Source organism: Pseudoalteromonas sp. SK18 (genome assembly GCF_001974855.1).
Taxonomy (GTDB): Bacteria; Pseudomonadota; Gammaproteobacteria; order Enterobacterales; family Alteromonadaceae; genus Pseudoalteromonas.
This window is the reverse complement of sequence record NZ_MTQB01000014.1, coordinates 94,771-106,868: the sequence shown is the minus strand read 5'-3', so window position 1 is coordinate 106,868 and position 12,098 is coordinate 94,771. Positions and strand designations below refer to the sequence as shown.

The window sequence follows — 12,098 nt, the reverse complement described above, 5'->3', positions numbered from 1 at the left end:
GTTTCTAATTTGATTGCCGCAGAATACGTTGCGCGTTTTAATTTCGTCATTTTTTCACCCAAATTTGTATGCTTATTAGCATAACATTTCTTTCTTAATGGGTGGCCAAATTAACTATGCCACTACAATCATAAACACCAAGAATTATCGTTGGACGACCAAACAGCTGGCCTTTCTAAAATGTCGATTGATATAACCAAAGCACTATTTAGAAAGTTAGCGACTCAGGGGGTTACTTTTACCAGCGAAACCATACGTTCATTAAAAGCGACTTATTACCGCATTGGTTTAGACTTTATTGAAACCTATCATAATGATGCGTTAATGAATGGCTTAACACTTGATATTCACCAAGAAGAAAAAGCGGTAGAAATGTTTGCGCAAAATATTATGAATGCAGGCCAACACTTTTTAGAAAACCCAATGGAAGCGCCATTTGTGCCGAGTTGGAACCGTGTGGCCTCGGCAATGCCCGATGTACTAGAGCGTTTAAAAGAAGCCGTAGAACTAGATAACGAGCAATACAGTTAACATCATTAAACGAGGCGCCTGTGGACATAGTTAGGGAACAGTTTTTTCAACGAGTCGAACAACATTTACATACTATTTATCAAGGGGTTGAGTTACCGATAGCAGTAAGCGAATTGGCTGAGGAATTAATCACCTTAATTTTAGGTGATAACCCACTTCGTGATCCTACCCCGCACACTAATCGCTGGGATGAACAAGATATTGTGTTAATTGCCTATGGCGATTCTATTATAAATCATGAAGACAGTGAGTTAGCAGTTGGAACTCCCTTAGAGGCGCCGTTAAAAACCTTGCACCGCTTTATAAAAGAGCAGTGCGATCATCAGCTTAATGCGCTGCACATTTTACCTTTTTATCCGTATAGCTCAGATGAAGGGTTTGCGGTAATGAACTATGCGCAAGTTAATGAAGCGCTGGGCGATTGGCAAGACATTAACGCGATTGCAAAAGATGTAAAACTGATGGCGGATTTAGTGATTAATCATTGTTCTAGCCGAAGTCTTTGGTTTGAAAACTTTTTAACCGATACACACCCAGGGAAAGACTATTTTAAAACAGCTAGTTTAACTGACGATTTAAGCCAAGTCGTGCGCCCACGAACCTCGCCATTATTACATACGGTAGCCACAGCAAGCGGTGATAAGCATGTATGGTGTACATTTAGTCATGATCAGGTGGATTTTAATTTTGAAAACCCTGAGGTATTAAAAGAGTTTGTTGGCATTATTCGCCATTATTTAGATAACGGTATTCGCTTGTTTCGCCTTGATGCCGTGGCATTTTTATGGAAACAACTCAATACCAGTTGTATAAACTTACCGCAAACCCATGAAGTGGTGCGTTTACTGCGAACGCTGATTGAGCATGCCGAGCCCAGTGTGGTGATTATTACCGAGACCAATATTCCTAATCAAGAAAACCTATCGTACTTTGGTAATGCCAACGAAGCCCATGCAATTTACAACTTTGCCTTGCCGCCGTTGTTATTGCATACCTTACTTAGCGGCGATAGTACCGCGCTTAAGCACTGGATGATGAGCATGCCGCCAGCGCAAAACGGTACCGCATATTTTAATTTTATTGCATCACATGATGGCATTGGTTTGAGGCCAATTGAAGGGTTATTACAACCGAGTGAAGTTGCTTCGTTAGTAAGTACGACCATGCAATTTGGGGGGCGTGTTTCAATGCGCACCAGTCACGATGGTACACATACCCCCTATGAGCTAAATATTGCCTTGTTTGATGCCTTACAAGGGACGCATAATGGTGCAGATAAATATGGCCTTGAGCGTTTTTTGTGTGCCCATGCCATTATGTTTGCAATGGAAGGAATTCCGGGGCTATATATACATAGTTTACTTGGCACCACTAATGACTATGAGCGCTTTGAAAATTCGCAGCACAATCGTGCAATTAATCGTCATCGTTGGCAAGAGTCAAAATTATTAGCGGCAATTGAAGAAAAATACAGCCATCATCACCAGGTGTTCAAGGGAATAAAACAATTATTAGCAGTGCGTAAAAGGCAAGCTGCATTCCATCCTAATGCCACACAATTTACTTTGCATTTAGGGGAGGGGTTATTTGGTTTTTGGCGACAAAGTATAGATCGCCAACAAAGTATTTTTTGTGTTTATAATATTAGCAGTCAGCCACAAAGCTTAACCTTAGCCGACTTAAACTTAATAAATACCCAGCAATGGGTTGAGCTAATTTCTAATACAACACTCGATGAATCCGAACAAACCATGCAGTTAGCACCCTATAAAACGCTTTGGTTATCCAATAAGGCATAGGGACATTTATTATGGTAGGCAAAATGCGTTCAGAGTTTTAAATAAGGGCATAGCACTGTAAAGGGGCTTTACAGTGCTACTTCTCAAGCGCTAACAGTAAATTCTCTATGGTAAATTCATGCCAGTCAGCGCGTGTTTTACTAAACTGTATAAAGTTTATTTCTGCTAGACCTGTTGTATTTATCGCCTTATATAAGGGGGTGTTTTCATCAGTAAGTGGGTCAAAAATATCAGCTGAACGATGAAGCAAAGGACTAAGTTTTGGTTGCGTATGGTTGTCGAACAGATTAACCAGAGCATAAGCACCTAACAAAACATGACCTCCTATAGATACATCAAGCTCTGAACCATTATTAGGTGGAACCTCCCAGTTAATACCACCCACAATAACTTGCGATTGCTTGTTTAGTTGCTTTAATGCCCTTTTTGCGCCAAAAGCAATGGCGTCATTTGCACACCAAATAATTTTAATTTCAGGGGCTTGATGCATATACGCCAAAGTTTTTGTAAACCCTTCTTGTTCAGACCAATTGGCAACCTCTTTAGCGATTAAAGTAACTTGCGGCGTTTGCGCTAAAAAATCCATTAACCCTTGGGTACGCATAATAGAAGCAGGCGTTGCATAATCGCCTAATAACGCTAGGGTATGTGCTTGTGCTTTTGTTTTTTTAGAAAATGTATTATAAAGCTCTTGCATTAATAATTTGCCTGCAACGCGATTATTTGGGGTAATACTACCGACTATATTAGTGCCATTTTTGCGTAACTTATCAAGTGACGCAGGCGAGGGGCGATTTAATAAAAAGTAAATAGGGACATTCTTACTGTCTATTATAGAGAGGTATTTACTGGTGACATTTTTTTCGTTTACGAGGATCAGGTAATCGGGTTTGTCATTTATAGCCTGCTGGATCAGCTCTTTCATTAAAATATGATTTCGGTTGGCGTATTTTATCGTTAATGTCACATCTAAATCAGTGGCTGCATTTTGCATGATTTTAGAAACATCAAACCAAAAATTTCCGGTGTTATTATTTTTTGAATCAACAGAGTCGGAAAAACCCGGATTAATAAATCTGATCTCTAGAGCATGAGCATTATAACTAACTAATAGTAGGCAGGTAATCGTTAGTAGGCGGTATAATTTAAAAAAGGACATACATTTCTCTATAAACTTTTTAAAGCTCAATTTTATCCTTGCTAAAGTGCTCCGTGTGACATCTAGGCGTTATGCTATATAATACCTCAGTAAGTTTAGTATGTATGCAACAATTATTTTTTAGGATGTATTAATGAAAGCAGTTTTGTTGTTAATGGTATTAATATTTAGTCAAACAGTTGCCGCAAATGAAATGAGCGACTTAGAAAAGACCATGAAAAACATTGGGCTTGCTTATAAACAAAGTGTTGAAGCAACCCAGTTAGCAGAATTTAATGGCGCTATCGATGAATTTATTAAATTGATAGAGCAAAGTAAGCAAGCCAAGTTTTATAAAGAAGCTGAAAAGTCGGTGCAAGGGTTAGATAAGGTGCTGATTCAAGCCCAGTTAGCCAAAAAAGTAGCGAACGAGCAGGGGCTTGAGTCGGCAAAAAAACCACTTAAGGCGATTGATAATTTGCGCAAAAAATATCACGAATTACACGAGCCTCCAGGCTTTTTTGAATTATTGTTTGGAAAATAAGGATTAGTAATGGAAATTTCGGTTTCAATGTTAGACGGTCAAAAATTAAGTGCTAAGTTTGGTGAGCATGAAGTGATAAGCGATCAAAGCATAAACGCCGGTGGTGATGCTGAGCATCCAGAACCGTTTGACTATTTTTTAGTAAGCATGGTGTTGTGTGCTGGTTTTTATGCGCGTAAATTTTGTCAGCAAAGAGAGATCTCGACTGAAGGGATGACACTGACACAAAATAACGAAAATGTAGATGAAAACGGTAAGAAGCTTTTTTCAATCGAAATTGGCTTGCCAGAAGGTTTCCCTGCTAAATATAAAAAAGCACTGATTGCTGCGGTAAATACATGTACTGTTAAAAAAGTAATTCAAGCAGTGCCTGAGTTTTCTGTTGTAGTTAAATAAACAGTTAAACAGACCTTAATAATGCCGGGTATAAACTCGGCATTATTATTTATCCCACTATTTTTTCTTCATACCCTGCACGGCTTTAAATCTAGGGTTGTTTTTACATATCACGAACACTCGCCCTTTGCGCTTTACAATTTGACAATCAGGTCGTTGTTTTGCACTTTTTAATGAGCTTAAAACTTTCATTTGCTTTCCTTTTTAGCTGTAGAGAGGTTTTTAAAGCGACGATTAAATTGCGCAACGCGGCCATCAGTAGCAAGCGTTTTTTGTTTGCCGGTATAAAATGGATGTGAGTCACTTGAGACATCAATAGGAACATAAGGGTATGTTTTACCCTCAATTTCTATGGTGCGATTGGTTTTAATGGTTGAACCAATAATAAAGTAAGAATCAGCTGCAGTATCATGAAAAGCAACCACATGGTAATCAGGGTGAATATTGGGCTTCATAAAATGCCTTTAATGTTATGTGATAGTATATCATTTAATTTAACGTATTTATTTTCCCTTTGCAAATCATTTTAAATAGCCTTAAACGCAGCGTAATTGCTGCGTATTTGCACAAACTAGTCAAAAAATAAGCACTTAGATCAAAAGTACTGGCTATTAGTATTTAGGCTGCTATAACTAGACTCAGCGAACAAAAATAATAAAAATTTAATAACGTTAATAGAGGTAGTTTTATGAGTGACGCTCAGGCACAACAAGACCAAATCGACCAAGGAGTCATGGACACTCTCAGAGAGCGCGATCATAGTGTATTGGCAAAACAAGTTGACCCACTCGCATGTTCTCATAACGATATCATTGAATTACTTGCTCATTATTTAGCATTAAGCGAACAAGAAGATGATGAATTATTTGATGATTGGTTTGACTCACTTTCAAAAGAACAACACACCGTATTAAAAGTATTTGAAGTTTATCGTGGGCAGTACGAGAACCAAAACTAATCCATTGGGTTGTAATTGCCATTTTATTTAAGCTGATGCCGGCTGCTAAGGATGTAATTTAATGTTAACAAAAGTGTGTGTTTTTATCCCTAAGCAAAATAAATAATCACACTTTTTAATACAATAGTATGTACTTTTTCTCTTGATGATTTTTCATCTAACTAATTGATGTATAAAGCTTTGCAATGAGTTAAACTTATTTATATAAACAGTAGTCCTCACTATGTTTAATAAATATACTACTATTATTGGGTGAACAAAGAAAAGGATCATTCTAATGCCGCACTTAAATGAAATACGCAAAAGAAACAACGTCAAAATAATTGGCAAGGGTGATAAAACCTTGGTTTTGGCTCACGGATTTGGTTGTGACCAAAATATGTGGCGGTTTGTTACTCCAGTGCTTGAGCAACATTTTACTTTAGTGCTGTTTGATTATGTAGGCTCTGGTAAGTCTGATATTTCTCAATACAACAAAAAGCGTTATTCAACCCTTGATGGCTATGCCAAAGATGTACTTGAGATATGTGACGCACTTGATCTTAGCGATGTGACTTTTATTGGTCACTCTGTTAGCGCAACAATTGGAGCACTTGCCGCCATTGAGCAGCCAGAGTTATTTGCTCAGCTAGTTATGATTTGTCCTTCACCGTGCTTTTTAAATTTACCCCCTGATTATTTTGGCGGGTTTGAAAAACAAGACTTGCACGAACTACTTAACCTGATGGATAAAAATTACATTGGCTGGGCCAATTACTTAGCACCTTTAGTTATGGGGAGTTCTCACCCTGATGAATTTATAGCGGAACTATCGGGAAGCTTTTGTTCAACCGATCCACTGATTGCAAAAACCTTTGCAGAAGCCACTTTTTTATCTGATTATCGCGCGACGCTTAAACATATAAAACAGCCATCATTAGTTTTACAAAGTGAACACGATGCTTTAGCCGCGCCATCTGTAGGCGAATTTATCGCAAATGAAATACCTAACGCGACGCTCCAAGTTATAAGCGCACATGGTCATTGTATTCATATGACTCATCCAGAAACAGTCGGCCGTTCGATTATTGATTTTGTGAGTTAGCCGTAATGCCACTGTATCAATTAGATAATAATAAGGTTGCGGATTTCTCTGCTGATTACTTTTTAAATGGCGCATTGGTGACCAATGCGGATAACGTGATTGTTTATGTAAATACTTATTTTAAAAAGGAATTACACTGGCATTGCAATGAGTTACTGGGTAAGTATTTTGATAAAATTTTAACTAAATCTTCAAAAATATTTTTACAAAGCTATGTGCTTCCTACCTTACTGCACGAAAAGCAATGCCAAGAAATGCAGTTAATTATGCTCAGTGCTCAAGGGGAGCGGATTGCAGTTACCGTTAATGCACAGCTTGATGAAAAAGGGTATATATACTGGAGCTTTTTTAATGCTACGCAGCGAGATAAGCTCTACGATGAGTTGATAAACACACGGGAAAAGCTAGAAGCACAAACCGAGCGCTTGCAATCTTTAGCGTCTACCGATGAGCTAACATCGCTATTAAACCGACGTGAAATGGATTACCGCAGTGTTTTATTACTCGAACAAGCAAAAAGAACACACCGCTCAGTTGCACTTTTAGTAATTGATATTGATAATTTTAAACAGATCAACGATACCTATGGGCATTTACAGGGCGACAGGGTGCTAAAAGAGCTAGGCCAATGTCTTAAAAAAATAAGCAGACAAACTGATTTAGTTGCGCGTTATGGTGGGGAAGAGTTTTTAATTATGTTACCCGACACCCATAGCGCAGATACCTTAATATTTTGCCAAAGACTACACCAACTAATTGCTGAAATTAAAGTAGGTAGTGAAGGGCTAACAGTCAGTATTGGTGCATGTATGAGTGATAGTGACAGCACGTTTACTGAACTGTTTAAGCATGCTGATAACGCTGTTTATCAGGCTAAGGCAAACGGCAAAAACACCACTTACATGCATTCTTAATTCATGTTACTAGGGTCTGTTGACCTTTGCGGATTAAAATTTGTTCAAACTAGGGGCGGTTTAATCGCGACGCGAGGTTTGTAACCTAGTGGGCTAAGTAAAAACCGAGCAACAAAGAGTAAATTGCCCCTAGGCAGAACCCTTCGGGCAGCCCCTGTTTGGCATTGATGCTGCGTTATCGCTTATTTATGGGGAATAACCACACTACATAGGCTCTGCCTTGCCTAAATACCAAACAGACTGCTGCAAATATAACCTTGAAAGGTCAACAGACCCTATTCGAGTGATTAAGCAACAATGTTGTTTGGCTCTTTATCTAAAGACTGCGCTCGCTTAACCCTTAATTATGGCAACGAGCAGTTATTTTTAGCCAATGGAGATGCCAGCGAGACTTCAGGTTGCCAAATTCGCTGCCAAATATTACCGGCATTACTAAAACTAGGGCGCTGAGAGAGTCGCTCAAAACTACCCACTTTAATACCCGAGTCAGCTTGCTCACCTACCACAAAGTTAAATACATATTGGCATTCCATACCCATTCTTAAATCTGACAAAATCACGTTATCGGTTTGCTGGCGAATAGAATAAAACCCTTTTGTAAACCATTGTAGCCTTTGTATGCCCCATTGGTTGTCAATAGGCTTAATTAAAGACGGTGTTGTATTGTAGGCATTTAAGGTTACATCACTGGGCGAGTCAAACACGGAGGCGTAACCCTCGTAGTAGTGACCGTCAGACATCACCACTACACGCCAAAGTAAAGTAGTGAGCGGGGCAGGCGTACTAATATAGCCGGTTGCGTCAATATCGCGATTGTTCAGTGCTGTTTTTACTGTGTCGTCAATATTGAGTTTAAACACAAAGGCGAGGCATAAATAGGCTGTACTTAAGCTAAGTGTAATTGCATTGATTTTATAGGCTTTACTTGTGCTTATTTTAGGTAATAAAGTAAAAGCTAAGCCAATTAATAACGGCAAGGTGTAAAGGGGGTCAATAATAAACATGCTGGATACCGCAAAAGGGTATTCACTTAAGGGCCACATTAGCTGAGTACCATAAACGGTGAGTGAATCTAATAAAGCATGTGTTGATAAGCACAAAAACACCAACCAAAACCAACGAACTTTATAGGCCTGCATGCCTGTGTGTATTTTTAATATTAGCCACACAATCAGCGGGCTTATTAATAAATGCACAAATAAAGAATGGCTAAAACCGCGATGATAGGTAAATGCCTCTACACTACCGCCATAGGGTAAAAATACATCTAGATCGGGTAAAGTGCCTAAAATAGCGCCCCACGCCACGGCTTTTCGACCTACTTTATTGCCCAGTACCGCGTAGCCTACGGCACTGCCTAATGCGATTTGTGTTAAAGAGTCCATACTACCTCATCTAAATAATAAAACTGCAGTGTTTATACTGATATTAATCTGAAAACCGTCATTGTTATATTTTATTTCATTAAGTTACTTTTAAAATTGATGTAATAAACACCCTAATTTATAAATTTTTCCTTACTTACATATAATCAAAAAGTATGCAGTTTTGCATAAATAAAGCCGTACTCATATAGGTTAGTCTTGAAATAAAAATGAATGACCTCAGTATTCACATGAGGTCAAAATTTTAAATCAAAAAAGTAATAGGTGTATTTAGTAAACACATCGTTTGAATTTTAAACCTATTATGAAACAAGGATAAAGCTATGACACAACGTGTAATTGAAATGCCAGATTTAGGTATGGGTACTTTTCGTTTAGAAGGTAAAACAGCGTATGAATCAGTAAAAATGGCGTTAGAAGTTGGATTTCGCCACATTGATACCGCGCAAATATATGGCAATGAAGAGCAAGTTGGCCAAGCAATTAAAGACAGCAATATTCCTCGTGAAGAATTATTTATAACCACCAAAGTATGGAATAACAAGCTCAACAAAGCTGACTTTGTTGACAGTGTTAAAACATCTTTAGAGAAGTTAAAGCTTGATTATGTCGACCTATTGTTAATTCACTGGCCAGCGCCCGCAAATAATGAACCCATGAGTGTATATTTAACCGAGCTACTGTTAACTAAAAAGCTGGGGTTAACTAAACATATTGGTGTATCTAACTTCACCATTGCCAACTTAAATGAGGCAATGCAAACCTTAGATCCTCGCGAAATATTCACTAATCAAATTGAGGTACATCCATATTTAACCAACACTAAACTGCGCGCTTTTTGCGATCAACATAAAATTCATGTTACCGCCTATATGCCATTTGTTGTGGGTAAGGTATTAACAGATCAAACCATTATTGATATTGCTAACAAGCACGATGCAACGCCAGCGCAAGTGGTTATTGCATGGGAAAATGCCAATGGCATGACCACCATTCCATCATCGACCAAGCGTAAAAACTTAGAAGATAACTTTAACGACAAAGTTAAACTTGATGATGAAGACATAGCGCGTATAGATGGCCTTGACTGTAACGACCGCCAAGCATCGCCAGACTTTGCACCGCAGTGGGATCAATAACCAAAGAGCTAAAGCTAAAACAGGTGCAGTAAAGCTGCACCTTTATTTTTTAAACAAGGAACACCCATGTTAACGGTAATTGCCACACTATCGAGCGAAAATAGCGATGCAGAGCGCCTTTTAACCGAGCTCGAAAACTTACAACAGTATTCGCGGCAAGAAGTAGGCTGCCTGCGTTACGAGCTATCAGTTAAAAACGATTCTGAGCAAACCACCTATTTAGTGAGTGAGCAATGGGCGTCTACTGAGCATTTCGAAGCCAATAAAAACGCACCTCACTTTAAAGCCTTTGGTGATGCAGTAGGTACATTTATTACCTCTACTAATATTGATGTGTATAAAACCATTGGTTAACAGCACAAAGCTAATAGCCAAGTAGGAGTTGTAACCTTTATTTAATCGATAAATCGTATTTTAAAATAAGGGCATCAATATAGCGGCTTCGTAATGTGAGTTGCTTTTCGTGATCGGCGCCATGGCTTAGCGCTTTATTTAAAAGCTTCATGGCAGGGTGAATGCGGGTGCGCTCATCCTTATCTAAACTGGCTTTGCTGCGCAGCTCGGTTATATCGTCTACTAATAATCTGCCAATATCCACAGCCACAATTTCATCAATTAAGCCATTTTGTGTAAGCACCCCATATTTGCTGCATAGAAATTGTTGCCACACTTGCTGTAAATGCTCTTCTATTTCACAGCCAAACAGCTCTTCGTTAAATATAAAGCCTTGCTGTGCAAGCTTAGCTAAGCATTGGGTATAGTGCTGGGCAAACAAATTAAACGCTTGATTAGATGACTCAATTTTTTGTTTTATAACTCCTTGCCCCCAGTTTACGCAGCCACGAGGATAATAATCGTCGTATTCTTCACACTCATATAAGCCTGAGTAAGAGCTGCAACTCATCTGGTTTTTAATGCAATAACTTGGCTTAGGAAAAATGCTTTGAGCTTGCCAATTTTCAAGAGTTTCAGTGTCTATGTTGAGTGCTTGGCATAACTCATCAGTGTGATAAAAGTGAGTGCTTAAATAGTCAGATAAACGCATAGTGGCTCGCTTAATAGTAAAAAACAAAATACTGTTTATTTATACAGTTATTTATTTTGTATCATCAAACCCAATAACACAAGCCATTTTATAATTAAATACTGGCTATCACTGCAAATAGCGCGGTAAATATGGTACAAATAGGCCAAGTATTAATAACAATGATTTTTTTATGCGCACCCTAGAACAAATTAAACAAGCAAGCCTTATTACTGCAATTAAAACACCTTACTTAGCCAATGGTGAAATCGATCTTGCAAAGTATGATGAACTCGTTGAAATACAAATTGCAGCGGGTGTTGACGGCATAGTTGTTGGTGGCACCACCGGTGAAGGCCAGTTAATGAACTGGGAAGAGCATTTAATGCTAATTGCGCACAGTGCCAATAAATTTGGTGATAAATTACTGATTGTAGGTAACACCGGAAGTAATAATACGCGCGAAGCAATTAAAGCAACAAGATATGGTTTTGCCAGCGGCATGCATGCCTCATTGCAAATTAACCCTTACTACGGGCGGACATCAATTGCCGGTGTTAAAGAGCACTTTAAACGCGTGCTTGATATTGGTCCGGCGTTTATTTACAACGTAGCAGGGCGCACAGGTCAAGACCTCACCCCTGATATTATTGAACCACTGGCCCAGCATGAGCACTTTATTGGTGTTAAAGAATGTGGTGGCAATGAGCGTATAGCGCACTATGAACAACAAGGTATTGCATGTTGGTCTGGTAATGATGATGAAGCACACGATGCACGCCATATCCATAAAGCACATGGTGTTATTTCAGTTACGTCTAACCTGATCCCGGGTTTGTTCCGTCAATTAATGGATAGTAAAAATGATGCGCTTAATAACTCATTACAACCATTAATGAACTGGCTGTTTTGCGAGCCAAACCCAATTGCGATTAACACTGCGATGATCATGACCGGCGCGGTAAAACCTGTGTTTAGAATGCCTTACGTGCCGCTTAACGATGAGCAACAGCAACAAGGTGAAACGCTAATTAATCAGCTTAATGTTGATGATATAGTTGGCACGGAAGCAAAATGTATTAAACAAGGAGATATTGTTTCTATTTCATAAGTTATATGAGCCAGCACTGAATATCTGTTAAGTGCTGGCATTTATTTAATGATTATTTTACTTTTATGACTAATA

The 12,098-nt window shown here is 38.7% G+C and carries 14 protein-coding genes and 1 pseudogene; 10 read left to right on the top strand and 5 right to left on the bottom strand.

Annotated elements, in window-relative coordinates:
- Positions 1-120: 120 nt before the first annotated feature.
- Positions 121-531 (top strand): annotated as a pseudogene (locus tag BW139_RS11795) (glycosyl transferase); the annotation flags it as partial.
- 20 nt (positions 532-551) lie between these two features.
- Positions 552-2,330, top strand: a complete 1,779-nt coding sequence (locus tag BW139_RS11790; RefSeq protein WP_076919791.1) for an alpha-amylase family glycosyl hydrolase — start codon at positions 552-554, stop codon at positions 2,328-2,330.
- A 76-nt stretch (positions 2,331-2,406) separates the two neighbouring features.
- Here the strand turns inward: BW139_RS11790 and BW139_RS11785 are convergent, their stop codons facing one another.
- Positions 2,407-3,489: an ABC transporter substrate-binding protein gene (locus BW139_RS11785; protein WP_076919790.1), complete on the bottom strand. Its 1,083-nt coding sequence runs from the start codon at positions 3,487-3,489 to the stop codon at positions 2,407-2,409.
- 133 nt (positions 3,490-3,622) lie between these two features.
- Between BW139_RS11785 and BW139_RS11780 the strand changes: the two genes are divergently transcribed.
- Positions 3,623-4,012, top strand: a complete 390-nt coding sequence (locus BW139_RS11780; protein ID WP_054201221.1) for a cytochrome b562 — start codon at positions 3,623-3,625, stop codon at positions 4,010-4,012.
- Positions 4,013-4,021: 9 nt separating this feature from the next.
- The gene (locus BW139_RS11775; RefSeq protein ID WP_008463841.1) at positions 4,022-4,408 is read left to right on the top strand and encodes an OsmC family protein; all 387 of its coding nucleotides are present in this window, start codon (positions 4,022-4,024) and stop codon (positions 4,406-4,408) included.
- Between the two features lie 57 nt (positions 4,409-4,465).
- Here the strand turns inward: BW139_RS11775 and ykgO are convergent, their stop codons facing one another.
- Both ykgO and BW139_RS11765 read right to left on the bottom strand, forming a co-directional pair.
- Positions 4,466-4,600: a type B 50S ribosomal protein L36 gene (gene ykgO / locus BW139_RS11770; protein WP_008463843.1), complete on the bottom strand. Its 135-nt coding sequence runs from the start codon at positions 4,598-4,600 to the stop codon at positions 4,466-4,468.
- Positions 4,597-4,863: a type B 50S ribosomal protein L31 gene (locus BW139_RS11765; RefSeq protein WP_008463845.1), complete on the bottom strand. Its 267-nt coding sequence runs from the start codon at positions 4,861-4,863 to the stop codon at positions 4,597-4,599. The genes ykgO and BW139_RS11765 overlap by 4 nt, the downstream gene beginning before the upstream one ends.
- Positions 4,864-5,096: 233 nt before the next feature.
- Here BW139_RS11765 and BW139_RS11760 point away from each other — a divergent pair, with 233 nt between their 5' ends.
- The 3 genes from BW139_RS11760 to BW139_RS11750 all read left to right on the top strand — a co-directional run bounded on the left by BW139_RS11760 (position 5,097) and on the right by BW139_RS11750 (position 7,364).
- Entirely contained in the window at positions 5,097-5,366 is a 270-nt protein-coding gene (locus BW139_RS11760; RefSeq protein ID WP_076919789.1) for a hypothetical protein, read from the top strand.
- 277 nt (positions 5,367-5,643) lie between these two features.
- Positions 5,644-6,450 (top strand): alpha/beta fold hydrolase, encoded by an 807-nt coding sequence (locus tag BW139_RS11755; RefSeq protein ID WP_076919788.1) that lies wholly within the window; start codon positions 5,644-5,646, stop codon positions 6,448-6,450.
- 5 nt (positions 6,451-6,455) lie between these two features.
- The gene (locus BW139_RS11750; RefSeq protein WP_076919787.1) at positions 6,456-7,364 is read left to right on the top strand and encodes a GGDEF domain-containing protein; all 909 of its coding nucleotides are present in this window, start codon (positions 6,456-6,458) and stop codon (positions 7,362-7,364) included.
- A gap of 344 nt (positions 7,365-7,708) precedes the next feature.
- Here the strand turns inward: BW139_RS11750 and BW139_RS11745 are convergent, their stop codons facing one another.
- Positions 7,709-8,749: a metal-dependent hydrolase gene (locus tag BW139_RS11745; protein ID WP_076919786.1), complete on the bottom strand. Its 1,041-nt coding sequence runs from the start codon at positions 8,747-8,749 to the stop codon at positions 7,709-7,711.
- A 323-nt stretch (positions 8,750-9,072) separates the two neighbouring features.
- Between BW139_RS11745 and dkgB the strand changes: the two genes are divergently transcribed.
- Together dkgB and BW139_RS11735 are read left to right on the top strand one after the other, a co-directional pair.
- Positions 9,073-9,888, top strand: a complete 816-nt coding sequence (dkgB, locus tag BW139_RS11740) for a 2,5-didehydrogluconate reductase DkgB (protein ID WP_076919785.1) — start codon at positions 9,073-9,075, stop codon at positions 9,886-9,888.
- Between the two features lie 66 nt (positions 9,889-9,954).
- Positions 9,955-10,242 (top strand): putative quinol monooxygenase, encoded by a 288-nt coding sequence (locus tag BW139_RS11735; protein ID WP_076919784.1) that lies wholly within the window; start codon positions 9,955-9,957, stop codon positions 10,240-10,242.
- 37 nt (positions 10,243-10,279) lie between these two features.
- Here the strand turns inward: BW139_RS11735 and BW139_RS11730 are convergent, their stop codons facing one another.
- Positions 10,280-10,933, bottom strand: a complete 654-nt coding sequence (locus BW139_RS11730; protein ID WP_076919783.1) for a DUF6058 family natural product biosynthesis protein — start codon at positions 10,931-10,933, stop codon at positions 10,280-10,282.
- 172 nt (positions 10,934-11,105) lie between these two features.
- On the opposite strand from BW139_RS11730, the gene dapA reads away from it, so the two are divergent.
- Entirely contained in the window at positions 11,106-12,023 is a 918-nt protein-coding gene (gene dapA / locus BW139_RS11725) for a 4-hydroxy-tetrahydrodipicolinate synthase (protein ID WP_076919782.1), read from the top strand.
- Positions 12,024-12,098 lie beyond the last annotated feature (75 nt).

Excerpts from the sequence above, each read along its gene's own strand:
- BW139_RS11760 (WP_076919789.1), top strand. The coding sequence starts at position 5,097 with ATGAGTGACGCTCAGGCACAACAAGACCAAATCGACCAAGGAGTCATG.
- BW139_RS11735 (WP_076919784.1), top strand. The coding sequence starts at position 9,955 with ATGTTAACGGTAATTGCCACACTATCGAGCGAAAATAGCGATGCAGAG.
- BW139_RS11755 (WP_076919788.1), top strand. The coding sequence starts at position 5,644 with ATGCCGCACTTAAATGAAATACGCAAAAGAAACAACGTCAAAATAATT.
- dapA (WP_076919782.1), top strand. The coding sequence starts at position 11,106 with ATGCGCACCCTAGAACAAATTAAACAAGCAAGCCTTATTACTGCAATT.
- BW139_RS11765 (WP_008463845.1), bottom strand. The coding sequence starts at position 4,863 with ATGAAGCCCAATATTCACCCTGATTACCATGTGGTTGCTTTTCATGAT.
- BW139_RS11745 (WP_076919786.1), bottom strand. The coding sequence starts at position 8,749 with ATGGACTCTTTAACACAAATCGCATTAGGCAGTGCCGTAGGCTACGCG.
- BW139_RS11785 (WP_076919790.1), bottom strand. The coding sequence starts at position 3,489 with ATGTCCTTTTTTAAATTATACCGCCTACTAACGATTACCTGCCTACTA.
- BW139_RS11780 (WP_054201221.1), top strand. The coding sequence starts at position 3,623 with ATGAAAGCAGTTTTGTTGTTAATGGTATTAATATTTAGTCAAACAGTT.
- BW139_RS11750 (WP_076919787.1), top strand. The coding sequence starts at position 6,456 with ATGCCACTGTATCAATTAGATAATAATAAGGTTGCGGATTTCTCTGCT.
- ykgO (WP_008463843.1), bottom strand. The coding sequence starts at position 4,600 with ATGAAAGTTTTAAGCTCATTAAAAAGTGCAAAACAACGACCTGATTGT.
- dkgB (WP_076919785.1), top strand. The coding sequence starts at position 9,073 with ATGACACAACGTGTAATTGAAATGCCAGATTTAGGTATGGGTACTTTT.
- BW139_RS11775 (WP_008463841.1), top strand. The coding sequence starts at position 4,022 with ATGGAAATTTCGGTTTCAATGTTAGACGGTCAAAAATTAAGTGCTAAG.
- BW139_RS11730 (WP_076919783.1), bottom strand. The coding sequence starts at position 10,933 with ATGCGTTTATCTGACTATTTAAGCACTCACTTTTATCACACTGATGAG.